Here is a 24825-nt window from a genome sequence, read left to right on the forward strand (position 1 = left end):
ACGCGTGTCTTCACGTCACGTCCAATTCGAGGGCGCCGACCGTAGGCATCCGCTCCCGCCGAGTCAACGCTTCGCGTCGCCCTTGCGACGGTGCGCACGCCGAAGCTGAACAATCAGCCCGAGCAACAGGCCGATACCGGAGCCCGTTCCCCCTCCTGCCCCACAGCCACAGCCCGAGTCTCCGAGTGGATAGAACTGCGGCAACTCCTCCAGCACGATGGGCTGCGGAGGCGGCGGCGGTGGAGGCGGCGGGGGCGGATGCGGGTCCACCCCACGCGCGGCCACGCAGGCGGTGAGCAGGCCAGGGCCCGCACCGCCAGGGTCCTCGGCGGGCGGAGGGGGCAGCTGCGCGAGCACCCCCACGTGCAACAGGAATGCGGAGAGCAGCTGCGCGCGCCGCGCCGGGCTGACGATGCCCTCGAAGGGCACGCCCAGCAGCAGCACCTGCCCGCCGGGCGTGGAGGCCACGCCCGCCACCAGGTCCGTCCCCAGGTAGCGCAGCACCGCCGAGCCCCCGGACGCGGGGGTGAGCACGTCCGTCACGCCCACCGGGAAGGCCCCGTGCGTGCCGTCATCGAGGAGTGCCGCGGGCAGGCCCGAGAGCCAGCCGCCCGCCAGCCCCTCCACCGCGAGCGGCGCCGAGCCGGTGCCCGGCGACGCGCGGAGGATGTCCGCGAGGAAGGCCTGGTCCTCCACGCTCCCCACCGCGAGCGAGGACACCACCTGGCTGCCGGACAACAGCAGATGGCCGCCGCCGGTGACGAAGGCGCGCAGCGCGTCCTGCTCCTGGCGCGTGGGCCTCGCCCCGTCCTCGCCGCCCCGCCCGGTGAACCAGTCCACCACCGTGTACGGGGCCGCCAGCGAGACGAGCCCCTCCTTCAGCGCCGCGCTCGTGGCGCTGTCGAAGGCGGTGCTCGCATACGCCAGCGCCTCGCCATGACGGCGCACGTAGGTGCCGTCGTTCATCGCCTCCACCAGGAGGCGCACCGGGGCCTGCAAGTCGTACGCGTCCAGTGCCTCGGCGCAGGCCTGCGACGAGTCCAGCCGCTCGAAGGCGTTGACGAGCAGCACGGGCGACTGGGCCCCGGTCGGCGTCCGCACGCCAACGGTGGCGGACGGGAAGCCCTCCCCGCCCGCGCTCACCGCCGCCACGCGGAAGTAGCGCACGGTGCCCGGCGCCAGCGTCGTGGTGAAGGAGGTGCCCGTCACCTCGGTGCCCTCGTCCCAGCCGAGGCCGTCCGCGCTCTGGTAGACGCGGTAGCCCGTGGGCGCATCGTGGCCCTCCTCGTCCGGGTTGGCGGCGGGCACCGCCCAGCGTACCTCCACCGCACCCGCCGCGCCGTTGCGCGCGGCGACGGCACCGGGGACTTCCGGCGGCAGTTGCACCGGCGTGTTGTCCCTCGCGGCGAAGTACTTGATGAGCCCCTGGAGGATGGCGCGCGCCGCCACGCGGCGGAAGGTCGGCTCCTTCAGGCGGTTCGAGTCGGTGATGTTGTCGTGGTACGCCATCTCCAGCAGCACGGACGGCATCTCCGGGTTGTGCGTGGGGTTGACCTCGCCCAGGTTGGCCGAGCGCAGGCTGCGCACCCGCCAGTTGGGGTCCACCTCGCGCTTGAGGTCCCTCCCGATTTCGTCCAGCAGCGCGCGGGCCATGACGTCGCTGCCGGCCACGCCCGTGAAGTTGAGCGTGCCGTCCACCGGGTTGGGCCCGTACACGTAGCCCTCCGTGCCCGTCACCGTGCCGGTGGTGCCGGCGTTGGTGTGCCACGCCACGTACACCGCGTCCTCGCCCTCCTCGTGCAGCCACGCGGCGAAGCGCGGGCGCGCGGTGACGTCCGCGTTGCGCTCGTTGGACAGCGCGTTGGCCCCGGTGGGCGCGTACACGGACGCCGGCGCGCCGCTGAACTGCACGTGGTAGCGCGCGGACTCCTCGTAGCGGGGCCGGTCGAGGGCGGCGATTTCGGCGTCGCCGATGAGGCCGCGGCCTCCACCGAAGCGCACCGCGTCCAGCGACACCGTGCCGCCTTCCGCCGTGTCGTTCATCGCCACCACCGATGCGGCTTCCGGATGCCGGCCCGCCTTGAAGTAGAAGCGGCCGAGCAGCACCCACGTGCCGCCGTGGCGCCGCTGGTTGACGCGGAAGTGGCTCTCCCCGCCCGCGTGCTTCACCACGTAATGCGCGTCCGTCGCCCGCGCCGGGTCCGAGCCGTAGGAGACATAGACGTGGTAGTTGCCGTCCGCCGGCACTTCCGGCGCCCACGTCGCGCTCGCGGTGGCGGTGCGCGCGGTGGACATGACGCGCGTGGTGCCCAGCGTGAAGGGCTCCACCGCGTTGCCCATGGGAAAAGGCGGCGTGCCCCACCCCTTCTGAGTGGAGTCCTGGAAGAGGGCCGCGTCCCCCGTCTCGGTGTAGCCCTCCTGCCCCGCGTCGAGCAGGGCCATGCGCGAGTTGAGGTCCGGCTCGCGCACCGGCACCACCGTGGCCCCCGCCCCCGTCAGCATGGGCAGCAGGTACTGGTTGAGCACCTCCGCGGAGATGAGGTCCTCCACCACCGCCCAGGTGTTGGGCCGCTGCGTGGCCCACCTGTCCAGCGGGGCGCTCCGGGTGAAGCCGTGGCCGGGGCTCAGGTACACCACCTTCCCGGACAGCGCCCCACCGCGCACGCGCGTCTGCGGCACGCCGGAGAGGGCCGAGCGCACCGCCCCACCCCGCTCCTCGCGCCGCACCACCGGCGGCTCGGACGCGGACCACCGCCGCGACTCATGCGCCCGGGGGCCGGGCGCCGGGAGGTACTCGACGCCGGGCGGCTCCAGGCCACAGGCCCCCTCGTCGAGGAGCGCGTCGGGAGCCGGGGCTTCGGCCCGGGCCAGGGGGGCCGTCAACAGCAGGGCCAGGGCCGCGCACCCCACGCGCGCCCGGTAACGGTAGTAGGAAGCGGATTTCACGGGGTCAGACCATACCCCTTCAACCCCGAGCGGCAACCGGACCCGTGGATGCTAGGGTGCGCGCCCCTTCAATCTCCGATGAACGTTCCTGTCCGGCCACCCTCCGCCTTCCCTCCCCGTCGGGGCTCGGGGCTGTTCGCCTCGTTCGGCCACGCGTGGGCGGGGCTCATCCACACCGTCGTCCACCAGCGCAACATGCGCGTGCACCTGATTTCAGGCGTGCTGGTGGGACTGGTGGGCAGCGGCATCCCCCTGGGGCTCGCGGAGAAGGTGACGCTCATCTTCTGCGTCCTCCTCATCTTCTTCGCGGAAATCCTCAACAGCGCCCTGGAGCACCTGGTGGACCTGGCCGTCCAGCAGTTCGACGAGAAGGCCCGCCTCGCCAAGGACGCAGCCGCCGCGGGCGTGCTGGTGCTGGCGCTGGGCACGGTGGTCATCTTCGCCGCCATCCTCGTGAGCAACTGGGAGACGGTCCGCACCAGCACGGAAGCCATTACCCGGCAGGTGGCGCTGGGGCTTCCCCTCACCGCCTGCGTCGTCGTCCTGGTGCTGCCGCAGCGCCGCCCCGTCGCCGTGGACGTGGGCGCCTTCGTGGGTGCCTTCGCGCTGCTGGGACTGCTGGCGCTGGGGACGGCCAGCATGGTCTTCAGCGCGCTGACGGGGGGACTGATTGTCGTGGCCGGCGCGGCCGCGTACCAGCGCAGGCGGGAGCAGCGCTCCACGGCCTCCGTGACGACTGATTCGCCGGTCAGCGGAAACAAAAAAACCGGCTGACGCCGGTTCCGTACTGCCTCCACGCGGGCGGGAGCCCCGAATCCAGTCCGGAGCCCGCGCGCCCGCGGGGTCGATGGTCCGAAGACTAGGGGCTCAGGCGCGCTGGCGCCACTCGGAGCCCTGCTCCTGTGTTGCCTGGACGGCAACGGGCTTGTCGCCTTCCTTGAGGTCCGCGGTCACCAGGTCGAGCAGCTCCGTGGCGATGCCGATGACCTGGTGCGGCGTGTAGCCGCTCGCGCGCAGCTGATTGAAGAAGGTGCGCGCCAGGATTCGGGTGCCCTTTTGGTCGGTGCTCACAGTGATTGCCTCCAGGAAGCGGCGAAGAGAGGGGGTCGCCGCATAAGCATGCGGCGTCAACACTTCAACCCCCGTGCCAGACGTTCTCTTCCGAACGGATTCCCCAGCGTTTCCCAGGGGTTGAAGGACACCGGCGCTCGGCATGGCCTCCCGGAGGGTGCGAAGACTGTTACGCACCTGTCGTCGGCACGGGGGGATGGCGGAGGGGGGTGCATCAGCGGGTACGCACCCGCGAGGGCCCCGCGAGACTCCGTGGTTTCAAGTGCTTGCAATCTTTCATGGGTGCGGAGAGATACGCGCCCCCACCAGGAGCGAATGGCAATGGCGTATCGGGTGAACAACATCGGGCTGTGGCTGGACGAGCCGGAGGAGCTGCTCGGACAGCGCGCCGCGGAGAAGCTCGGGGTCACTCGCTCCGACCTCGCCTCCGTGCGCGTGGTGCGCTCGGTGCTGGACGCGCGGAAGAAGGGCAGCCCCCGCTACATCTACACGCTGGAGGTGGAGCTGGCCCCCGGCCGCAAGCCCGGCCGCCTGCCCCCGGACGTGGGCGAGGCGCCTCCGCCTCCGGACGTCCTGCCCCCGGTGAAGGCGCCGGAGCGCAGGCCCATCATCATCGGCACCGGGCCCGCGGGGCTGTTCGCCGCCCTGGGCCTGCTGGAGCGCGGCGTGCGCAGCATCCTGCTGGAGCGCGGCCGCGAGGTGGTGACGCGTCGCAAGGACGTGGCGAAGCTGATGCGCGACGGCTCCCTGGACCCGGAGAGCAACATGAACTTCGGCGAGGGCGGCGCCGGCGCGTACACGGACGGCAAGCTGTCCACGCGCATCAACCACCCCATGGTGCGCAAGGTGATTGAAGCCTTCGCGAAGTACGGCGCGCCGGACCACATCCTCATCGAGGGCAAGCCGCACATCGGCTCGGACCTGCTGCCGGGCGCGGTGGCGAAGCTGCGCGAGGAGCTCATCGCGGGCGGGTGCGAGGTGCACTTCGAGCAGCGGGTGGAGGACCTCCTCTACCGCGACGGGCGCGTGGCGGGCGTGAAGCTGGCCGACGGGCGCACCCTGGAGAGCGACCGCGTCATCCTCGCCCCGGGCAACTCCGCGCGAGAGCTGTACGAGCGCTTCGCCGCCGACGGCCAGGTGAGCGTGGAGGCCAAGCCCTTCGCGCTCGGCTTCCGCGCCGAGCACCCCCAGGCCCTCATCAACAGCATCCAGTACGGCAGCGCGGCGAAGAATCCCAAGCTGCCCCCGGCCGACTACAAGCTGGCGGAGAACCTGGACGTGGACGGCGAGGTGCGCGGCGTCTACTCGTTCTGCATGTGCCCCGGCGGAATCGTCGTGCCCACGCCGACGCAGGACGGCCTGCAGTGCACCAACGGCATGAGCAACTCACGCCGCAACGCGAAGTACGCCAACGCCGGCATCGTCGTCTCCGTGTCGGTGGCGGACTTCGAGCGCGAGGGCTTCCGCGGGCCGCTGGCGGGCCTGGAGTTCCAGCGCCACTGGGAGTCCAAGGCGTATGAGCTGGGCGGGGGGCGCTTCTACGCTCCGGCCCAGACGATTCCGGACTACCTGGCCGGCCGTGTGAAGAAGGACCCGGGCGGCACCAGCTACCGGCCGGGCCTGGCCCACACGGACCTGAACCGCCTCTTCCCGGAGCGGCTCACCGAGTCCATCAAGCAGGCGCTGCGCACCTTCGAGCGGAAGATGCGCGGCTTCATCAGCGAGGAGGGCAAGCTCATCGGAATCGAGAGCCGGACCTCGTCGCCCGTGCGGATTACGCGCGGGGAGGACCTGCAGTCGGTGTCCCTCAAGGGACTCTATCCGGCGGGCGAGGGGTGTGGTTACGCGGGCGGCATCGTATCGTCCGCCATTGATGGTCTGCGCGTCGCTGAGCAGATTGCCACCGAGCTGTCCTGAGGGGACACGCCCGGGAGGAGGGCCCCATGCGCTACGTGGTACGCACGCCGGACGGTGAGCTGGTCTACCCCAGCCTTCTCGACGTCGAGCAGGCCTACCTCCAGGGGCTGGTGGACCCGGAGGACGAGGTCCGCGAGGAGGACTCCTCCAAGTGGCGCAAGGCGGGCAGCCTCCCGACGCTCGTCCAGGCGCGCCGCGCATCCTCCGGGGCCGCCCAGCGGGGGCAGGCGTTGATGGTGCTGGGCGTGGTGCTGCTGGGCGGGCTGGCCCTGTCGCTGCTGTTCCGCGACAGCTGGAACCTGCGCCTTCTGGGCATCGTCCTCGCGCTGATGGCCAGCTTCATCCTCACCCGGGTGACGTTCAAGGCGTTCAAGCGCCCATCGTCCGGGGCCTGATTCGGCTCCTGGGTCCGGCGGGGTTCGCTCCCTCCGACTTCTGAGCCGGGCGGGGTTCGCTCCCTCCCCCGCCTGCCCTCCCGGGCGGCGGCCCGGCGCTCGCCGCAAGCTGGCGACCGACGGCCCATGTTCTCCCCTGGGAGGACGCCCGTGGGCGCCGGTGCTCGCGGGGAACCGAGAGAGGGAGGACACACCTTGCTCAGCACCTATCTGTCCCGGGACGCCGCGCGCCGGCTCCGCCACGGTGCCCCCTGGCTTCGCCGGGAGGACATCGTCTCGATGGAGGGAACACCGCAGCCCGGGGAGCCCGTACAGCTCCGCGACGAGGATGGCTCGGTGCTGGGCCTGGGCGACGTGGACCTGGAGTCCTCGTACGCGGTGCGTCGGCTGGGCCAGCCGGACGAGGCCGTGGAGGGGCTCATCCCCCGCCACCTGCGCCACGCCTTCGAGCGGCGCGGCCGGCTGGTGGACGACCCGCGCTTCTGCCGCGTCGTCAACGATGACGGCGACGGGCTGCCCGGCCTCATCGTGGACCGGTACGACACCCACTTCGTGGTGCAGACGCTGACGCGCGCCATGGACGCACGGCAGGCGGAAATCACCCGCGCGCTGGTGGAGGTGACGGGCGCGGGCTCGGTGCTGCTGCGCAACGACTCGCCCCGGCGCAAGGCGCTGGGCCTTCCCACGCAGCGGGCCCACGTCCTCTACGGCACCCCGCCCCGCTGGTGTCGGCTGCTGGAGCTGGGCGCGCGCTTCACCGTGGACCTCACCTACGGCCTGGGCACCGGCTACCACTATGACCAGCGCGAGCTGCGCCGCTTCGTGGCGCGCATGGCCAACGGCGGCCGGGTGCTGGACGCGTGCTGCAACGTGGGCGGCCTCTTCGTCCACGCGGGCCTGCACGGGGCGCGGCAGATTCTCGCCTTCGACAGGAACACGGACGCGGCGGACCTGGCCCGGGAGAACGCCGAGGCCAACGGCCTGCTGGGCCGGGCCACGGTGGACACGGGCCAGCCCCTCCAGGTGCTCAGGGCGCTCCGCGACACCTTCGACCTGGTCCTCCTGGACACACCCGGGGTGACGTCCGAGGACGAGTTCGTGGAGCAGCTGCGCCACGCCCTGCGACGCACCCGGCACGGGGGGAAGCTGCTGGTGGCCGGCTACCACCCGCCGCTGGCCCTGGGAGGCTTCGACGAGCTGGTGGCCACCGCCTGCGAGGCGGAGGCCCGCATCGGCACCCGGCTGGTCCGTCTGGGCCTGCCCCCGGACCACCCCACCCTGGTCGGCTCCCCCGGCTCGGACTACCTCGACGCCCTGGCGCTGGAAGTCAGCTGACGCGAGTTCCCCTGGAAGTGCCTTCCTGGTGCTAGTGTCCGCCGCCGAAATGACCAACGAAAACACGCCCGAGACCGCCACCCCCACCCCGGAGGGTTCCGTGGAGACCGTCCGCAAGGTGTACGCGGCGGATCTGCGCGAGAAGGACCGCGTCAACACCGTCTTCCGCGTCACGAAGAAGGAGAAGGTGACCGCGCGCAGTGGCAAGGTGTTCCTCGCCCTCACCCTCGTCGACAAGAGCGGCGAGGTGGATGCCCGCATCTTCGACAAGGTGGACGCCCTGGAGCCCGCGTTCCAGTCCGGCGACTTCGTGCTGGTGCAGGGAAGCGTCATCAACTTCCACGGCCGCACCCAGGTCGTCGTGGAGGCCGTGGAGCGCCTGGACCCGGAGCCGCTGGACCCCAAGGAGTTCGAGCCGCCTCCGGCCCCGCCCCCCGAGGCGAAGCCCGCCGCCGAGGCCAAGGCCCCCGAGGCCCGCGAGCCACGCGCCGAGAAGGCCGACAAGGGCGAGGCCCGCGCCAGCGCCGAGCCGAAGGAAGGCAAGGCCGCCGAGGGCGCCCGGGACGGCTCGGGTGGCGCGCGCGCCGCCGGCCTCATCCGGGAGATGGTGTCCGAGCGGGTGAACGACCCGCACGTGAAGCAGTTGCTGCTGGCCTTCCTGGACGACCCGCAGATTGCCGCGGGCCTTCCGATTGCGCCCGCGGGGAAGGCCATGCACCACGCGTGGCGTGGCGGGCTGGCCGAGCACCTGCTGTCGGTGATGCGGCTGACGCTGCGGGTGGCGGACCACTACCCCATGGCGGACCGCGACCTGCTGCTGGCCGGCGCGCTGCTGCACGACGTGATGAAGGTGGCGGAAATCTCGCCCGAGAAGGGCTTCGACTACACCGACGAAGGGAAGCTCGTCGGCCACCTGGTGATGACGGCGCAGAAGATTCGCGAGAAGACGCTGGCCATCCCCGGCTTCCCGCCGCTCCTGGAGCAGCACCTCACGCACCTGGTCCTCGCCCACCACGGCCAGCTCGAGTACGGCAGCCCCAAGCTGCCGATGACGCTGGAGGCGCACATCGTCCACGCGCTGGACTCGCTGGACTCGCGCATCGCCTCGTGGCTGGAGGCCATGCAGCGCGACTCCAACGACAAGTGGACGGACGTGCTGCGCCACTATGACCGGCAGCTGTGGAAGGCCCCCGCGCCCACCTCTCGGGGCCGCGCCCCCGTGGAGGGCGGTGGTGGCCGCCGCAAGTCGCGCGAGGAGAAGCGCAAGGCCCGGGGCGACAGGCCCCGCGAGCAGGGCGGCGACAAGGCCCAGGGTGGCGACAGGCCCCAGGGCGCCGCGCCCGCCACCGAAGGTGCCACCCCGGCCGAGGCGAGTGCGCAGCCCCAGCGCCCGCCGCGCCGCGAGCGTCCGCCCCGTGAGGAGCGCGCACGTGAGGAGCGTCCCCCCCGCGAGGAGCGCCCGCCGAGGCCTCCGCGCGAGGAGCGCCCGCCGCGCGACGCCAACTCCCTGCCCCGCGAGCTGACCTTCAAGCCCTTCAGCGCGCTGACGTCCGTGGCCCCGGCCAAGGACGGCGAGGGTTCCTCGGAGAGCTGAGGGAGCTCAAAGGCCCATGGCGAAGAAGTTGGGAGAGCGCCTCATCGAGGCCGGCCTCGTCAACGCGGGGGCCGTGGAGCAGGCCCTGGAGCACCAGAAGATCACCGGCCACAAGCTGGGGGACTGTCTGGTGGAGCTGGGACTGCTCCAGGAAGCGGGGTTGCTGCGCTTCCTCGCCGCCGAGTTCCAGACGCGCTTCGTCACGGCGGACAAGCTGGCCAAGGCCCGCATCGCCACCGAGGTGCTCGACAGGCTCCCCGTGCGCCTCGCCGAGGCGCAGAACGTGCTGCCGCTGGCGGTGGACCCGGAGCGCAAGCTGCTCTCCGTGGTCGCCGCCGAGCCGCAGAACAAGGCGCTGATGGACGAGATTGCGCTCGTCACCGGCATGTCCGAGGTCTACGCGTACGTGGGCCTGCGCAGCGCCATCGCCGCGGCCATCCGCAAGCACTACTACGGCGACCCCACCGCCTTCACCGCGCTGCTGGAGTCTCCGGGCGCGCAGCCCAGCCCCCCCGTCCCGTCCCGCACGGGGGCCGCGGAGCACAGCCGCACCACCACGTCGGGCCGCAGCAGCATGACGGGGCTGAGCAGCCTCTATGGCCGCATGGAGACGGACCCGCGGCTGCGGGTGCACCGCCCCAGCGGCGCCACCCCGGCCGCCCGCCCCTCCACCCAGCGGCGCGAGCCGGGCGGGCCCCGCGGCATCGTCAGCGACGCCGACTACGTGGAGACGCTGGGCATCCTCGTGGGCATGCTGGAGCAGGACCGGCAGCGCCACCGCGGACACTCCGCGCAGCTCGCGCGCCAGGCGGGCATCGTCGGCCAGCGCATGGGCATGCCGCACAAGGAGCTGGCGGCGCTGTCCATCGCCGCCTACCTCCATGACCTGGGCAAGCCGTCCGAGCGCCACTTCTCCCTGGCCAGCAACGCCGTCAACGCCGACTGGAAGGCCCAGGCGAAGCAGGCGTGCCGCGTGCCCACCAAGCTGTTCGAGACGGTGCACCTGCCCACGCAGACGAACACCATCCTCGCGCAGCTCTACGAAGCCTGGGACGGCTCCGGCACCCCGCAGGGCGCCAAGGGAGAAGACATCACCCTGGGCGCGCGCATCCTCGCCGCGGTGGACAGCTTCCTGGAGCTGACGAAGAACCCGGGCAACGCGCACGGCAAGGCCTTCACCAAGGAGCAGGCGCTGGAGCACCTGCGGAAGAACGCGGGCGTGCTCTATGACCCGGTGGTGGCGGACATCGTCATCCAGCTCCAGAGCGGCGAGCTGCTGCGCCACCGGCTGGAGAGCGAGGGCCGGCAGGTGCTCGTCGTGGAGCCGGACGAGGCAGCGCGCGGCGAGCTGCTGGAGGCGGTGCTGAAGCAGGGGCTGGTGGCGCATGCGCTGTCCACGGTGGAGGGCGCGCAGGACGGCCTGGCCCGGCAGGACTGCGACGTGCTGGTGGTGAGCCTGCGGCTGGGCCAGCAGGAAGTGCTGGACCTGCTTCAGCAGGCGCGCTCGACGCCGGAGACGGCGGGGCTGCCCATCGCCGTGGTGGGCGAGCCGGACGCGGCCACGCGTGAGCGGCTGGTGATGGCCGGCGCCTCGGCGGTGCTGGCTCCCGGCGAGAAGGGGGTCATCGCCAAGGCGGTGAGCACCCTCCTCGAGGACCGGGTGCTGCACAACGGCCCGGGCCGCGTGGTGCGGGGCAGCTTCGACGAGCTGCCTCCGAAGGAGCTGCTGCGCACGCTCTCCGGCGGATTCAAGAATGGGCGGCTGCACCTGCGCCAGCACACGCTGGAGGGCTACCTCCACCTGGAGCGCGGCCGCGTCGTCTTCGCCTCCTTCGGAGGCCACTCCGGAGAGCCCGCCCTGCAGGCGCTGCTGAAGCTGAAGCAGGCGGACTTCCAGTACGACCCGGACGCGCTGCTGCTGGACGTGCCGCAGATGGACCAGGACCTGCAGGACCTGCTGGCCCTGGCCGGCGCCGTCAGCCCAGGCTGAGGCCGAAGAGGGCGGAGGCGTTGGCGGTGGTGGTGGCCGCCACCTCCTCCAGCGTCACGCCCTTCAACTCCGCCACCTTGCGCGCCGTCTCCACCACGTGCGCGGGCTGGTTCTTCCGCCCGCGGTGCGGCACCGGCGCGAGGTACGGGCTGTCCGTCTCCACCATCAGCCGGTCCAGCGGCGCGAAGCGCACCGCGTCCTGCAGCGCCTGCGCGTTCTTGTAGGTGACGACGCCGGACAGGGACAGGAAGAAGCCCAGGTCCAGGTAGCGCCGCGCCGCGGCCGTGTCCCCGGTGAAGCAGTGGATGACGCCGCGGGACAGCCCCACCTCGCGCAGCACGCCCTCGCAGTCGTCATGCGCGTCGCGCACGTGCACCACCAGCGGCTTGGCCAGCTGGCGCGCCAGGGCGCACTGGCGCCGGAAGACGGTCGCCTGCACCTCCCGGGGCGAATGGTCGTAGTAGTAGTCCAGGCCCGCCTCCCCCACCGCACGCACCTCCGGCCGGGCGCACGTCGCCTCCAGCATGGCGAAGTCCGCCTCGGTGGCTCGCGCGGCCTCGTGGGGATGGATGCCCAGCGTGGGCGACAGGAAGTCCGGGTGCGCGGCGGCCAACTCCAGCGCGTTGCCCCAGTCGCCCGGCCCGTGGAACTGGCCCACCACAATCGCGTGGACGAGGCCGGCGGCGCGGGCCCCGTCGAGGATGGCGGCCACGTCCGGGTAGTCCTTCACCTCGAGATGACAGTGGGCGTCGACGAGTCTCATGTCTCCTCCAGCAGCAGCTCTTCCAGCTCCGTGCGTGCCTCGGGTGAGGTGAAGGTGGGGATGGAGGCGCGCACCCGCTCGCGTCCCTCCGGCAGGCCCAGCCGCCAGAGCGCGTCCGCGGCGTCCAGGCGGTAGTCCTCCGCGGCGCCCTGCTCGTCCAGCAGCACGAGCAGCCAGGGCAGCGCCCGCGCATCACCCAGCCGGCCCAGCCCGCGCGCGGCGGCCCCGCGACACTCGTCCTTGGCGTCCTCGAGGATTTCCTTCAGTCGCTCCAGCGCGCCGGGCGCCTTCACCGCGCCGCACAGCTCCACGGCCAGCGCGCGGTCCGTGCTCCACTTCTTCCGCGTCCGCGCCAGGAGGTACGTGGCGCCCTCCGGGTCCCCGAGCTGCGCGAGCACCCCCGCGGCCTGCGTCTTGTCGAAGGCAGGCAGCAGCCAGCGGCGGAACAGGCGCTTCACCGCGGGCAGTGCGCGCGGGTCCTCCAATTCGCCAATCGCGCCCAGGGCGCGGAAGCGCAGCAGGTCCGCGTCCAGCGCCTCCACCAGGATGTCCAGGCCGGCGGGGTGTCTGAGGGCGGCGATGCCGCGCGCCGCCTCGAAGCGGACCTCGGGCATCGGGTCCTCCAGCATGCTCGCCAGCGCCCCGCGCAACTCCGGCCGCGCCAGGTCCGCGAGCCGGCCGGTGGCCTCCAGGCGCACCAGCCACTCGTCGTCGCGCAGCCGGGAGATGAGCATGCCCGACAGCTCCTCCGGGGGCAGCACCACGGCGGCCAGCCCCACCCCCGAGCGGCGCACCTCCGGCTGCGAGTCCACCAGCAGCCGGGTGAGCACGTCGGTGAAGTCGGGCGCGCGCGCCGGGGACTCGAGGGCCAGGTGGTAGAGCTGGTCCGCGGCCTCGGCCCGGAGCGCCGGGCGCTTCTCGCGCTCCAACGTCAGCAGGGCGCGGTCGCGCTCGGCGCGCCAGTCCGTCACGTCACTTCACCTCGCTGCCCGGGGGCATGTCGCCCGGGTCCAGCAGCGACAGGTCCTTGCCGCCCGGACCGGCCGTCAGGAGCATGCCGCGCGATTCGATTCCCCGCAGCTTGCGCGGCTTGAGGTTGGCCACCACCACCACGCGGCGCCCGGTGAGTGACTCCGGCGCGTACGCCTCGGCGATGCCGGAGACGATGGTGCGCGGGCCCGTGGGCTCGCCCACGTCCACGGTGAGCTTCAGGAGCTTGTCCGCGTCCTTCACCTTCTCGGCGACGACGACGCGGCCCGCCTTCAGCACCACCTTGGCGAAGTCCGCGTACTCGATTTCCCCCGGCGCCTCACTGGCGCCCGCCCCGGGCGAGGCCTGGGTGGCACCGGCACCCGCGGGCGGCGGCGCGGCGGCGGGCTTCTTGTCGCTCTCCACCTTCTTCTTCTCCTTGCCCCCGGCGGGCTTCGCTTCCGCGGCCTGCGGAGCGCCTTCCGGGGTCTTGATGATGGCGTTGACGCGTTCCGGCTCCAGCCGGGGCAGCAGCGGCTCCGGGGTGCCGGTGGGACGGCTGCGGTCCAGCAGCGGGTACTTCGCGCCCTCCAGCGCCTGGAACATCAGCGCCGGCGCACCGAGCTGCGCGAAGAGCTTCTCCGACAGGCGCGGCGTCACCGGGGCGAGCAGCGCGCCCAGCAGGTACACCACGTCCGCCACGTCGGACAGGTCCGCGCGCGCACCCTCGGCCGTCTCGGGCTTGCGGACGGCCGCCCACGGAGCCTGCGTCTGGACGAAGGCGTTGGCGGCCGAGGCGATGTCCGTAATCGCGCGAATCGCGTTGCGGTACTCGAGCTTGTCGAACGCGGCGCGCACCTCGGGCACGCGGGCGAGCGCGGACTCCACCAGCGCGCGGCCCGGCCCCTCGGCGCGGCCCGGCGCCAGCCGCTTCTCCAGCGGCCCCGCCAGCAGCGACAGGGCGCGGTTGGCCAGGTTGCACACGTTGTTGACCAGCTCGCCGTTCACCCGCTCGCGGAAGTCCTTGAGGCTGAGGTCCAGGTCCTCCACGCCCGCGCCCAGGTTGGCCGCGTAGAAGTAGCGCAGGTAGCTGGGGTCCAGCTGGTTCAGGTAGTCCCGCACCGGCACCATGGTGCCGCGGCTCTTCGACATCTTCTCGCCATTCACCGTGAGGTGGCCGTGCACCTTGATTTCGTTCGGCACGTGCAGGCCCGCGACGTTGAGCACGGCCGGCCAGAACAGGGCGTGGAAGTAGACGATGTCCTTGCCGATGAAGTGGATGATGCGCGACGGGCTGCCCGCGTCCCAGTAGTCCAGCGCGCTCTTCGCCTTCCCCGTCTCCTTCGCCCACTTCTCCGTGGTGGCGATGTAGCCGATGGGAGCGTCCAGCCAGACGTAGAAGAACTTGTCCGTCTCGCCCGGAATCGCGAAGCCGAAGTAGGGGCCGTCGCGGCTGATGTCCCAGTCCGACAGGCCCTTCTCGAAGAAGCCCTGGAGCTGGGTGGCCAGGCCCGGGTGGATGAAGCCGGGCCGGCGCAGCACGGACTGGAGGAAGTCCGCGTGGCGCGACAGCTTGAAGAACAGGTGCTCGGAGTTGCGGCGCACCGGCGGCGTCTTGCACAGGGCGCAGTGGGGCTCGATGAGGTCGGTGGGCGCGTAGGCCTTGCCGCACTTCTCGCAGGCGTCGCCGTACTGGTCCGGCGACTTGCAGTTGGGACAGGTGCCCTTGATGAAGCGGTCCGGCAGGAAGCGGCGGTCCACCTCGCAGTACGCCTGTTCGATGGTGCGCCGCTCGATGTCGCCCTTCTCCTTCAGCCGCCCGTAGATGAGCTCCGCGTAGTGGCGGTTCTCCGGCGAGTTGGTGGAGTGGAAGTAGTCGAAGCGGATGTCCATGTCGTGGAAGTCGCGCTGGTGCTCGTCGTGGAAGCGGGCGATGAACTCCTCGGGCTTGATGCCCTGCTTCGCCGCGTTGATTTCGATGGGGGTGCCGTGGGTGTCGTCCGCGCAGAAGTAGACGACGTCCTTGCCGCATGAGCGGAGGAACCGGACGTAGATGTCGGTCTGGACGTACTCGACGGCATGGCCGATGTGGACCGGACCGTTCGCGTAGGGCAGCGCGCTGGTGACGAGAATTCTCTCAGCCATGGATTCTCCTGAGGGCGGCGGACCTTAGCCGCTCGGGTGGCCGAGGTCATCGACGGCGTGAGGGCCCCGGGCACGAATGCGCCGAGGGGCCGGAGATGTTATCGACCGGATACGCATGTGCACCATCGTCATCCTCAACCAGGTCCACCCGGAGTGGCCGCTGGTGCTCGCGGCCAACCGGGACGAGTTCTACGCCCGCCCCGCCACCGGCCCCCAGGTGCTTCGGGAGTCCCCTCGTACCGTCGGCGGGCGCGACGTGGAGCGCGGTGGGACGTGGATGGGTTTAACCAACGAAGGAGTCTTCGTCGGCCTGACGAACCAGAGGGGCGGGCGAGGCCAGGGTCCGGCCCCCCGCTCGCGGGGCGAGGTGGTGCTGCGCGCCCTGGAAGCGGGGAGCGTGGAGGCCATCGAGCGCTATCTGGACACCCTGCCCGGCGACGAGTTCCTCCCCTTCAACCTCCTCTACGGGGACGCGCGGAGGCTCCGGGTGGCCTATGCCCGTCCGGGCGACAAGCGGCTGCGGCGGGAGGACGTGCCTCCTGGCATCCACGTGCTGCCCAATGACGTGCTGGACTCCCCTGCCCTGCCCAAGGTGGAGCGGGCCCGGCTGCTCGCGGCGGAGGTGGCGCACCGGCCCTGGCCCCAGCTGGAGGCCGGGCTGAAGGCGCTGCTGGCGGACGCGACGCTGCCCGCGCTCGAGGACATCCCGGTGCCGGCCACCGGGGAGGACCTGCCGCGGGACTTCCTCCGGCAGCTCCAGGCGCTGTGCATCCACACGCCCGCATATGGCACGCGCTCGTCGGCCATCGTGACGCTCGCGCCGGGGCGCGTGGGGCACTACCTGGCCACGGAAGCGGCGCCCTGCCAGGGCCCGTGGAAGGACGTCACCGGGCTGCTCACACCGGCTTCCGAGGCCGCCACGGGCTGAATGCCCCGAAGGCAGGCCCCCCCAAAAAGAAACCGCCCCCGAGGCGCGAGGCCCCGGAGGCGGAATCCGTGCAGCGAGGACCGGGCTTCAGGCACCCGGCCCCACGCTTCGCCTCAGGCTAGTAGGTCGCCTTGAGCGAGACGCCGCTGTAGGTCGAGTAGCCGTTCAGCATGATGTAGAAGCGACCGGCCGTCGTCTTCGCGGCGATGCTGCACGACTCGTTGTTGCCGGAGAGGTACGGGCGGCAGTCGTACGAGGACGTCGTCGGGGCCGCGTTGTACTTCACGTACATGTCCGCATCACCCGTGCCGCCGCTGAGGACGAACGAGGAGGCCTTCGAGGCCGGCACGTCGATGCAGTAGAACTTCTGCGAGCCCGACGCACCGGAGATGCCCGTCGTGGCCACGCCGTTGGTCAGCAGGGTGCAGGCCGGAGGAGGCGTCGTCACGCCCACGCCCACCGCTTCCCAGGCCTTGGTCACCGAGTCCTGGATGGCCGCGCTGTAGCCCAGCTGCGAAGCCGCCGTCACGGTGTACGTCTTCGCCTGGGCGAAGGTGGTGGACGCCGTGAAGAGGTCCGTGTTGGCCTTGTAGAAGATGCGGGCGGCCACTTCCACGCCCACGCCTGTCACGCTGACCGTGGTCTTGCCGCGCGGGTGCGTGCCACCCGTGGCGAGCAGCTTGAACGCCAGGTTGGCGATACCCGAGTTCCAGTGCACGCCGCCGTTGTCGGAGGTGCCCGTGTAGCGCTCGGGGTAGTAGTCCTTCGACGAGCCGTCCTGCGTCGGGTTCGCCATGTAGCGGAGCGCGTCACCCGCGGTGCCCGGCGTCCAGATGTCCTCGCCAATCATCCACACGTCCGCGCTGGTGGACCAGCTGGTGGACCAGGACTCGCAGACGGCCGCGAAGATGTCGGACATACCCTCGTTGAGGGCGCCGGACTCGTTGGAGTACGTGAGGTTGGACTCGGACGACGTCACGGCGTGGGTCAGCTCGTGCACCGTCACGTCGGCGTCCTTGCCGAGCATGCCGGAGTTCACGCCGTCGCCGTCGCCGTACACCATCTGGCTGCCGTTCCAGTAGGCGTTGACGTAGTTGGTGCTGTAGTGCACCGAGCTCTTCAGCTGCGCGCCCGCGTTGTTGTACGAGTCGCGGTTGAAGATGGTCTTGTAGCAGTTGTACGTGAACCCGAGCTGGTCGTAGTTCTGGTCGATGTGGGCGTCGCCCGTGGTCGCCCCGCCCTCGCTGCGGCGCAGGGTGCCCGGCAGGCTGCTGCCGTTGTTCGCGCTGTACACGGCGCGGTTGAGGGCCGAGTGGATGTCCGTCACGCGGTCGGCGACGACGCCGGTGGTGGCGTCCACGAAGACGTGGTCGCGGATGGGCAGCTGGGCGCCCTCACCCGTCACCACCACCTCGTAGGCCAGGGTCAGCTTCTGCGCCTGACCGGCGCGCAGGTAGACGAGCCGGGGCTGGCCGTCGATCTCGAGCCGGGTGCCCACGGTGTTGCGCAGGGCGGCCGTCTTCGCCGACTGGGCGGCGATGCGCGCCGTCGCGGGCACGCCGAACTCGCCGTCACGGGCCGAGCCGTTGGCCATGACGATGTTGCCTTCCGGGTCCAGGTGGATGGCCAGCTCCTGGCCGACCACGGGGAGGCCGTTCTTCATCTGGTTGTAGCGGATGTGCGTGAAGCCCTGCTCGTCCACGCTGACCCGGCTCACCACCAGGTCCTCGGCGCGCAGGCGGAAGGAGCCGGCGATGCTCGGCAGCATGGAGCTGACGGCACGCACCGAGTCCGCACCCGCGAAGCCGCGGACGGCGCTGTCCACGGTGCCCAGGCGACCGCGGATGAGGAAGGGAACGCCGTCATCATGGCGGCCCACGACTTCGGCGCCGGGCATGGAGGCCAGCGAGCTCGTCACATCCGACAGCTCGTCGGTCTTCTGCGTGCCCTGAGACGTCGCGTCGCCGCTCATCTCGCAAGCGGTCAGGGGGAGGACCAGGAGGGCGGCAAGGATACGGGTTCGAACCAAGGGGGGAGCTCCTTTGAACCCGCCTGCGGGGCGCTGGCGGGCGCTCCCCCATGAGCACGGTTCGGGCCAACGTCTTGAGCACCCGCGATGCACTCTATAAGCGCCGCGCCTGCCCACCCTCCGGTGGCACACGGATGTCGCGCACCGCACCGCGCGGAATGTATGGGGTATTTACAGAAAAGCCCGGAAAACGAGCCCCTCCACTCGGGAACTCAGTCCTCCAGCCCTGTCCTCCCAAACGACACACCGGAAGTATGGGTGTCTGTTTTGAGGGCAGGCGCCAATTATAGTCGAGAACTGCTTTGCCTTGCAACTTTACACGGGTAACAAATGCCCTCAATCCGACACACGAGGGCCCGGCTCACCCACCAGCACGCGGGCGCGCCCGTCCATGGAGAGCTTCACTTCCTCCACGGTGGCGAAGCCGGCCGCGCGGGCCAGCTCGGCGAGGTGCCGCATCCACGGGTTGTAGGGCATGCCGTTGTCCGAGCAGCACGGCACCACGGCGAAGGGCAGCCGGTGCTTCGCGGCGTACTCGATGATGACGCGGGTGGCGCCGTCCGGGTGCATGCCCACCACCAGCTCCGCCTCGCACGGCTCGTCGAGGGTGAAGATGCGCTGGGCATAGGTGACGGGCAGGTGCTTGTGCCTCAAGTCGAACGTCGTGACGGCGCGGCCGCGCTGCGTCAGCGCCTCGTTGAGACGCCCCTGCCCTCCCGCGACGTCGAAGACGCGAGGGGCCGCGAAGCGCGACACGAGAAAATCCGCGAAGAGGTCGAAGCGACGCTTGTCCGCCATGGCGGGCCTCCTCTACCGAAACCCGGGCGCGCATGCACCCGGAAGCGCCGGGGCGGGGGCCAGGGCGGCGCCCCCTCCCTCCGCTCCCCGGGGAGCGCTCACGCGGCGCGGAGGCATACCGTGGCCAGCAGCCGCTCAATCACCAGTCGCCCGTTGGCGGACGACTTGAGCGCCAGGTCGGCATCCGCGCACGCCACCAGCGCGCCCAGCAACTCCCGCCGCTCGTAGCCGGCCGCGGCCTTCATGCTGAAGGTGAGCGCCCACGCGTTGGGCATCTTCCGCTTCGTGCCCTTCAGCTCCGCCTCCAGCCGGGGAAGCACGCGCGCCTCCACGTCCTTCGCCGAGCGCGGCGGGTTGCCCCCGGCGTAGCGCCACAGCCACTCGTGGCTCTCCAGGAGCGAGCGGACGATGGAGGCCACCGCGCCCAGCAACTGCAGCGCGTGGGTGCCCTGCCCCATGGCGTCCGTGGCGTAGGCGAGCGCCCCGCCGAAGTCGCGCTTCTGCAGCGCCTCGGACAGCTCGAAGAACTCCTCCTCGCGGGCGTGGTGGACGAGCATCGCCACGTCCGTCTTCTCGATGGCCGGCCCTTCCGAGTAGGTGGCCAGCTTCTCCAGCTCGGACTGGAGCAGGCGGATGTTGCCGCCGATGCGCTCCTTCAGCTCGTCCAGCGCGCCGGGCCCGAGCTTCTTCTTGAAGGGCGCCAGGAACTCCTTCGCGATTTCGGAGAGGTCCAGGTCCTTGTGGCGCGCGGCCACCTTGCGCTCGACGACGTGGCCCTTGTCGTGGGCCAGCTTCACCAGCGGGCTCTTCGCGTCCACCTCGGTGGCCGCCATGACGAGCGCGTGCCCGGACGGCACACCCTTCTGGATGAGCTCCAGCAGCGAGGACACGTCGCCCTCGGGCGCGGAGATGCGCTCCTCGCGGCAGAAGACGGCCGCCTCGTGCAGGAAGGCGACGTCCGCCTCCGCCAGGTCCACGTTCAGCTCGTCCTTCCACTGCGTCACGGAGGGGGCGCCGGGCGAGCCCGGGTCCAGCTGCTCCACGCCCCAGCCCGCGCGCGCCGCCAGCGCCAGGAGCCGCCGCGCGCCCTCCTTCCGCTTGCCCGCCTTCCACGCCTCGCGCGCCTTGCCCAGCGCGTCCCCGCGGCCCTTCTTCGGCGCGAGGAACTCCGGGTCTCTCACCAGCACCACCTTGCGCCCGGGGAACAGCGGCATGGTGGCCAGCTCCTGCGCCACCTCGCGCGGGCTGCCCGCGTCCAGCACGGCCAGGTTGAGTCCCATGGCCGCGTCCGGCACCAGCTTCTTCACCAGCTCGTCCGCGTCCTTGCGGACCAGGAACTCCTCGCCCCACAGGAGGTACAGCGGCGCCACCTTGCCCGCCTTCACCTCCGCCAGCACGTCATCGAGTTCGGCGCTCACCGTGCGGCCTCCGTGAACAGCTCAATCAGCATGCGCTCGAGTTGCAGCCGCGGCGCGCCGTTGCGGGCAATGGCCGCGCGCGCGCCCTCCAGCAGCGAGTGCCGCCGGTGCAGCAGCGCATCCGAGGAGCGCGCGGCCGCCTCGCGCGCCAGGTTCTTCAAGTCCCGGTTCGCCAGCCCGTCCTCCATCCCCGCCCGGGCCAGCGCCACGTCGCGCGTCCACAGCACGAGCAATTCCAGCGCGGCCTCCGCGTCCTCGCGCGAGCCGCCGTGCGCCTCCGCGAAGCGCAACAGGCCCACCGCGTCCTCGCCGCGCAGCGACTCGAAGGCGGTGACGACGTCCTTGCGCTGGGAGAGCGCATCCACGTCCAGCGCCAGCGCGCGGCCCAGGCTGCCTCCGGCCATGATGGCCGCGAGCGTGGCGGTGTCCGCGTCCAGCTTGCGCTCCTCCTGCACGCGCTTCGCGATGAGCTCCACCGGCAGCGGGCCGAAGTGCACCTTGCTGCACCGGCTGCGGATGGTGGGCAGCAGCTTGTCCATCGCGCTGGCCACCAGGATGAGCGTCGTCTCCGAGGGCGGCTCCTCCAGCGTCTTCAGGAAGGCGTTCTGCGCCTGCACGTTCATCGCCTGCGCGGAGATGATGATGGCCACCTTGCGCTTCGACTCCAGGCCGCGCAGCGCGAGCCGCTCCTGGAGGCCGCGAATCTGTTCCACGCGCAGCTCGCGGCTGGGCGTGCCCGTGAAGTCCGAGCGCCCCGCCAGCCCGCGCGACACGCGCTCGTCATCCGGCATCACCCAGGTGACGTCCGGATGCAGGCCCCTGGCGATACGCACGCAGCTCGCGCAGGTGCCACAGCCCACGTCCGGCTGCTCGGGGCACGTGAGCGCCTGGGCCAGTCCCACCGCGGCCAGCTCCTTGCCCACACCCTCCGGCCCGGCGAAGAGATACGCGTGGTGCACCGCGCCGCCGCGCAATGCCGCCTGGAGTGCATCAATCGCGCGGGGCTGTCCCTGTACCGATGCCAGCGTCATGAGGCGTGTATCCCCGGAGGCGTGGCACCCGTCAACAAGCCTGCCTTGACCCTCCCGTAACGCGCTGGTGACATGGGAAGGCCTTGCTTTCCCTCCTCCAGAGCAACCTGTCCCTGGCGCTGGGCGCCCTGCTGGCGGTCATCCTGCTGGCGGTCCGCACGGCGACCCAGGACAAGCACCTGCAGCGCGACCTGAACGGCGCCATCCGGTTGCTCATCGCCTTCCTGGTGCTGAGGACGGTGGCCTGGACGCTTCCGGAAACGGCGCCCACGGTCCTGGTGAAGGTGGTGCGCGTCGGCTGGATGCTGACGTTCGCCTTCGGACTCATCCGCGCGAGCGTGGGCTTCGGACTGAAGCTGATGCGGCTGCGCGCGCGCTCGGAGGCGCCTCCGAAAATCCTGCGGGACGTCATCGACTTCACGCTGTACGCGCTGGCGGCGGTGCCCATCCTCAAGACGCAGCTCTCGCTGGACCTCACCGGCCTGGTGGCGACGTCCGCGGTGCTGTCGGTGGTGATGGGCCTGGCGCTCCAGGAGACGCTGGGCAACCTCTTCGCCGGCCTGTCGCTGCAACTGGACCGGCCCTTCGAGGTGGGTCACATCATCCGCATCGGCAGCCATGCGGGGCGCGTGGTGCACATCGGCTGGCGCTCCATCCGCCTGGCCACCTTCCGGCGCGAGCTCATCACCCTGCCCAACAGCATGGTGGCCAAGGAGTTGGTGCAGAACTTCTCCGAGGACCAGGAGCCGGTGGGCGTCGACGTGGAGCTGAGGATTGCCCACGACGCCCCGCCCAACCAGGTGAAGGCGACGCTGCTGGACGTGATGCGGGAGATTCCGCAGGTCCTCGTGGAGCCGCCGCCCCTGGCCCGCACGCTGGCGTACGACGAGTCGTGCATCCGCTACATGGTGCGCTTCTTCCTGGCGGACTATGCGCTGGCGGACGCGGTGAAGGAGGAACTGCACACGCGGCTCTGGTACCGGCTGCGGCGGGAGAACATCGACATCCCCTACCCGCAGCGCACGGTGCACGTGCGGCAGGAGGTGGCGCGCACGGAGCTGTCCGAGGACACGGTGCGGAGCCTGCTGCGCGCGGTGGACCTCTTCCAGCCGCTGGGCCCGGAAGACCTGGACCGGCTGCGCCAGGAGGTGGTCGTGCACCGCTTCGGCAAGGGCGAGCGCATCATCCAGGAGGGTGATGACGGCCGCACCTTCTACGTGCTCGCGTCCGGCGAGGTCAGCGTGCGCGCGGGGAAGCTGCAGGCCGAGGTGACGCGGTTGGGGCGCGGCGGCTACTTCGGGGAGATGTCGCTGCTGACGGGCGAGAAGCGCGCGGCCACGGTGGTGGCGGTGGAGGACTCCCTGCTGCTCGAGGTGGACCGGCCCACCTTCGCGCGCATGTTCGAGCAGTACCCCGGGCTGGCGCGGCAGCTCTCCGCCCTGCTCGCCCAGCGGCGCACCCAGCTTCGCGCGCTGGCCCAGGCCGGCGGCGGAGGCGCGGACCCCATCCCCGCCGAGGTGGGCCGCATCCTCGGAAGGCTGCGGCAGATTTTCGGGCTCAACGCGACGCACGACTGAGCGGCGCCGCGCGCGGGCGAGCAGGCAGGCACCGGAAGGTGTCATCCAATGTCACTCGACGCGGCGCGGCAATCATGCGAGATGCGACGGGTGCCGGGCACATGCCCGACGGAGTCGACCCATCCCGATGGAAGTCGCAGTCGCGTCGTCACCTGCTTCGCCGCACCTGGGCCTGTTCCGCCTCACCTGGCCCATCCTCCTGGAGCTGCTGCTCTTCATGCTGATGGGCACGGCGGACACGCTGATGCTCAGCGGTGTGTCCGATGACGCGGTCTCCGCGGTGGGCGTCGTCAATCAGTACGTCTTCATCTGCATCCTCATCATGGAGGTCATCGGGAACGGCGCGGCCATCGTCGTGTCCCAGTACCTCGGGGCGGGCAGGACGCAGGAGGCCTCGCGCATCTCCGCGCTCGCCATCTCCCTGAACCTGGGGCTCGGCGTCGCGGTGAGTTCGGGCCTGCTGCTGTTCGGAGACCGCATCCTCGGCGGGATGAATCTGCACGGCCAGGTGCTGGCCCATGCGACGACGTACCTGCACATCGTGGGCGGGTTCCTGTTCCTCCAGGCGCTCATCAACGTCTTCTCCAGCCTCATCCGGACGTACGGCTTCACGAAGCAGTCGATGCTCGTCTCGCTGGGGATGAATGTGCTGCACGTGGGCGGCAACTTCGCGCTCATCTTCGGCCACTTCGGACTGCCGGCGCTGGGCGTGGCCGGTGCGGCCGTCTCCACCGTGGTGAGCCGCGCCGTCGCGCTCGGCGTCTTCGTGTGGATGCTCTACCGGGTCATCCCCGTGCGGATGGTGCTCCGTGACTACGTGACGCTCTCCAGGGAGTACGTCCGCAAGATTCTCAAGGTGGGCGTCCCCTCCGCGGTGGAGCAACTCACGTATCAGGCCTGCCAGACGGTGTTCCTGTACTACGTGACGTTCCTCGGCCCCGTGGCCCTGGCGTCGCGGCAGTACGCGCACTCCATCTCGCAGTATGTCTTCCTGTGCAGCCTGGCCATCGGCCTGGGCACGTCCATCCTCGTCGGACGGCTCGTGGGCGCCCACCGCACGGAGGACGCGTACCGCCAGGCGCTGAACGGCCTGAGGTGGGCGCTCGGCATCACCCTGGTGGTGGACGTGGCCGTCATCCTCGTGCGCGTGCCGCTCATCCGCCTCTTCACCGACAACGGCGACATCCTCCGAGTCACGTCCCAGGTCATCGTCATCGGGCTGCTGCTGGAGACCGGCCGCGCCTTCAACCTCGTGCTCATCAACGCGCTGCGCGCCGCGGGCGACGCCACCTTCACCGTCTACATGGGCTTTCTGTCCATGGCCTGCATGAGCCTGCCCCTGGGCTGGTTCCTCGTCTTCAAGCTGGGGTTGGGCCTGTCCGGGGTGTGGCTCGCCGTCGCGGCGGACGAGTGGGTGCGCGGCATCACCATGTGGCTGCGCTGGAGGAGCCGGGCCTGGGAGAAGCAGTCGCTCGTGGAGCCGGCAACGAGCCCCGAGCCCACCACGCTGGCCGTCGGCGCCTGAGCCGGCGCTCAGGTGGTGATGACGAAGCCGCCCTCGACCTTCACCGGCCAGGGCGTCAGCCGCGCTCCCGCGCACGGGCCGCCGACGCAGCGCCCGTCCCCGGGCTGGAACAGCGCGCCGTGCCAGGCGCAGACGATGAGCTGCTTGTCGGGCGTGAGGTACTGGTCCAGCTTCTGCGCCAGCGGCAGCCCGGCATGGGGACACCGGTCCACGTAGCCGTGGACCTCGTCACCGGTGCGCACCAGGAAGCCGTGGAAGTACGCGTCGCCAATCTGCAAGACGAGGTTGCGCGCGCCCGGGTCCTGGAGCGCCGCCAGCGGGAGGAGCTTCACGTCCGGCGGAGTCGCCGTGAGCCGCTCCCGCGGCGGTGGGCGTGCCTCACTCACGGATGCGC

19 protein-coding genes are annotated in these 24825 nt (G+C 71.1%); 9 read left to right on the top strand and 10 right to left on the bottom strand.

Features of this window, described 5'->3' with window-relative positions:
- Nucleotides 1–63: 63 nt before the first annotated feature.
- Nucleotides 64–2946 carry an N-acetylmuramoyl-L-alanine amidase gene (locus OV427_RS04585; RefSeq protein WP_267854888.1) on the bottom strand — a complete coding sequence of 961 codons (2883 nt, stop codon included), beginning with the start codon at nt 2944–2946 and terminating at the stop codon, nt 64–66.
- A gap of 78 nt (nt 2947–3024) precedes the next feature.
- Here OV427_RS04585 and OV427_RS04590 point away from each other — a divergent pair, with 78 nt between their 5' ends.
- Nucleotides 3025–3720 carry a diacylglycerol kinase family protein gene (locus OV427_RS04590; RefSeq protein WP_267854889.1) on the top strand — a complete coding sequence of 232 codons (696 nt, stop codon included), beginning with the start codon at nt 3025–3027 and terminating at the stop codon, nt 3718–3720.
- Nucleotides 3721–3813: 93 nt separating this feature from the next.
- Here OV427_RS04590 and OV427_RS04595 read toward each other — a convergent pair whose 3' ends face one another.
- Nucleotides 3814–4017, bottom strand: a complete 204-nt coding sequence (locus tag OV427_RS04595; RefSeq protein ID WP_267854890.1) for a hypothetical protein — start codon at nt 4015–4017, stop codon at nt 3814–3816.
- A 321-nt stretch (nt 4018–4338) separates the two neighbouring features.
- On the opposite strand from OV427_RS04595, the gene OV427_RS04600 reads away from it, so the two are divergent.
- From OV427_RS04600 to OV427_RS04620, 5 genes are all read left to right on the top strand, one after another.
- Nucleotides 4339–5934: an NAD(P)/FAD-dependent oxidoreductase gene (locus OV427_RS04600; RefSeq protein WP_267863360.1), complete on the top strand. Its 1596-nt coding sequence runs from the start codon at nt 4339–4341 to the stop codon at nt 5932–5934.
- 26 nt (nt 5935–5960) lie between these two features.
- Nucleotides 5961–6329 carry a hypothetical protein gene (locus OV427_RS04605; protein WP_267854891.1) on the top strand — a complete coding sequence of 123 codons (369 nt, stop codon included), beginning with the start codon at nt 5961–5963 and terminating at the stop codon, nt 6327–6329.
- Between the two features lie 195 nt (nt 6330–6524).
- Nucleotides 6525–7664, top strand: coding sequence for a class I SAM-dependent rRNA methyltransferase (locus tag OV427_RS04610; RefSeq protein ID WP_267854892.1), 1140 nt, complete (start codon nt 6525–6527; stop codon nt 7662–7664).
- Between the two features lie 49 nt (nt 7665–7713).
- Nucleotides 7714–9258 (top strand): 3'-5' exoribonuclease YhaM family protein, encoded by a 1545-nt coding sequence (locus tag OV427_RS04615; RefSeq protein WP_267854893.1) that lies wholly within the window; start codon nt 7714–7716, stop codon nt 9256–9258.
- A gap of 16 nt (nt 9259–9274) precedes the next feature.
- A complete protein-coding gene (locus OV427_RS04620) occupies nt 9275–11248 on the top strand; it encodes an HD domain-containing phosphohydrolase (protein ID WP_267854894.1) in 1974 nt (657 codons plus the stop codon).
- On the opposite strand, the gene OV427_RS04625 is transcribed toward OV427_RS04620, so the two are convergent.
- The 3 genes from OV427_RS04625 to metG are packed head-to-tail and all read right to left on the bottom strand — an operon-like array spanning nt 11235 to nt 15125.
- A complete protein-coding gene (locus OV427_RS04625; protein WP_267854895.1) occupies nt 11235–12011 on the bottom strand; it encodes a TatD family hydrolase in 777 nt (258 codons plus the stop codon). The two genes, OV427_RS04620 and OV427_RS04625, sit on opposite strands and share 14 nt — an antisense overlap.
- The gene (locus tag OV427_RS04630) at nt 12008–12982 is read right to left on the bottom strand and encodes a HEAT repeat domain-containing protein (protein ID WP_267854896.1); all 975 of its coding nucleotides are present in this window, start codon (nt 12980–12982) and stop codon (nt 12008–12010) included. Before OV427_RS04630 ends, OV427_RS04625 begins: the two co-directional genes overlap by 4 nt.
- Nucleotide 12983: 1 nt before the next feature.
- Nucleotides 12984–15125, bottom strand: a complete 2142-nt coding sequence (gene metG / locus OV427_RS04635; RefSeq protein ID WP_267854897.1) for a methionine--tRNA ligase — start codon at nt 15123–15125, stop codon at nt 12984–12986.
- Between the two features lie 115 nt (nt 15126–15240).
- Here metG and OV427_RS04640 point away from each other — a divergent pair, with 115 nt between their 5' ends.
- Nucleotides 15241–16053, top strand: coding sequence for an NRDE family protein (locus OV427_RS04640; RefSeq protein ID WP_267854898.1), 813 nt, complete (start codon nt 15241–15243; stop codon nt 16051–16053).
- A 118-nt stretch (nt 16054–16171) separates the two neighbouring features.
- Here OV427_RS04640 and OV427_RS04645 read toward each other — a convergent pair whose 3' ends face one another.
- The 4 genes from OV427_RS04645 to holB form a co-directional block, all read right to left on the bottom strand.
- Nucleotides 16172–18082 (bottom strand): M4 family metallopeptidase, encoded by a 1911-nt coding sequence (locus OV427_RS04645; protein ID WP_267854899.1) that lies wholly within the window; start codon nt 18080–18082, stop codon nt 16172–16174.
- A 336-nt stretch (nt 18083–18418) separates the two neighbouring features.
- Nucleotides 18419–18880, bottom strand: a complete 462-nt coding sequence (locus tag OV427_RS04650) for a hypothetical protein (protein WP_267854900.1) — start codon at nt 18878–18880, stop codon at nt 18419–18421.
- A 98-nt stretch (nt 18881–18978) separates the two neighbouring features.
- Nucleotides 18979–20298 (bottom strand): DNA polymerase III subunit delta, encoded by a 1320-nt coding sequence (gene holA, locus OV427_RS04655; protein WP_267854901.1) that lies wholly within the window; start codon nt 20296–20298, stop codon nt 18979–18981.
- Nucleotides 20295–21329, bottom strand: a complete 1035-nt coding sequence (gene holB, locus OV427_RS04660; RefSeq protein ID WP_267854902.1) for a DNA polymerase III subunit delta' — start codon at nt 21327–21329, stop codon at nt 20295–20297. Before holB ends, holA begins: the two co-directional genes overlap by 4 nt.
- Nucleotides 21330–21412: 83 nt before the next feature.
- Between holB and OV427_RS04665 the strand changes: the two genes are divergently transcribed.
- Both OV427_RS04665 and OV427_RS04670 read left to right on the top strand, forming a co-directional pair.
- On the top strand, nt 21413–22906 hold the full coding sequence (locus tag OV427_RS04665; protein ID WP_267854903.1) for a mechanosensitive ion channel family protein: 1494 nt from the start codon (nt 21413–21415) through the stop codon (nt 22904–22906).
- A 127-nt stretch (nt 22907–23033) separates the two neighbouring features.
- On the top strand, nt 23034–24431 hold the full coding sequence (locus OV427_RS04670; protein WP_267854904.1) for an MATE family efflux transporter: 1398 nt from the start codon (nt 23034–23036) through the stop codon (nt 24429–24431).
- An 8-nt stretch (nt 24432–24439) separates the two neighbouring features.
- Here OV427_RS04670 and OV427_RS04675 read toward each other — a convergent pair whose 3' ends face one another.
- Nucleotides 24440–24817: a Rieske (2Fe-2S) protein gene (locus OV427_RS04675; RefSeq protein WP_267854905.1), complete on the bottom strand. Its 378-nt coding sequence runs from the start codon at nt 24815–24817 to the stop codon at nt 24440–24442.
- Nucleotides 24818–24825: the final 8 nt, after the last annotated feature.

Source organism: Pyxidicoccus sp. MSG2 (assembly GCF_026626705.1).
Lineage (GTDB): Bacteria > Myxococcota > Myxococcia > Myxococcales > Myxococcaceae > Myxococcus.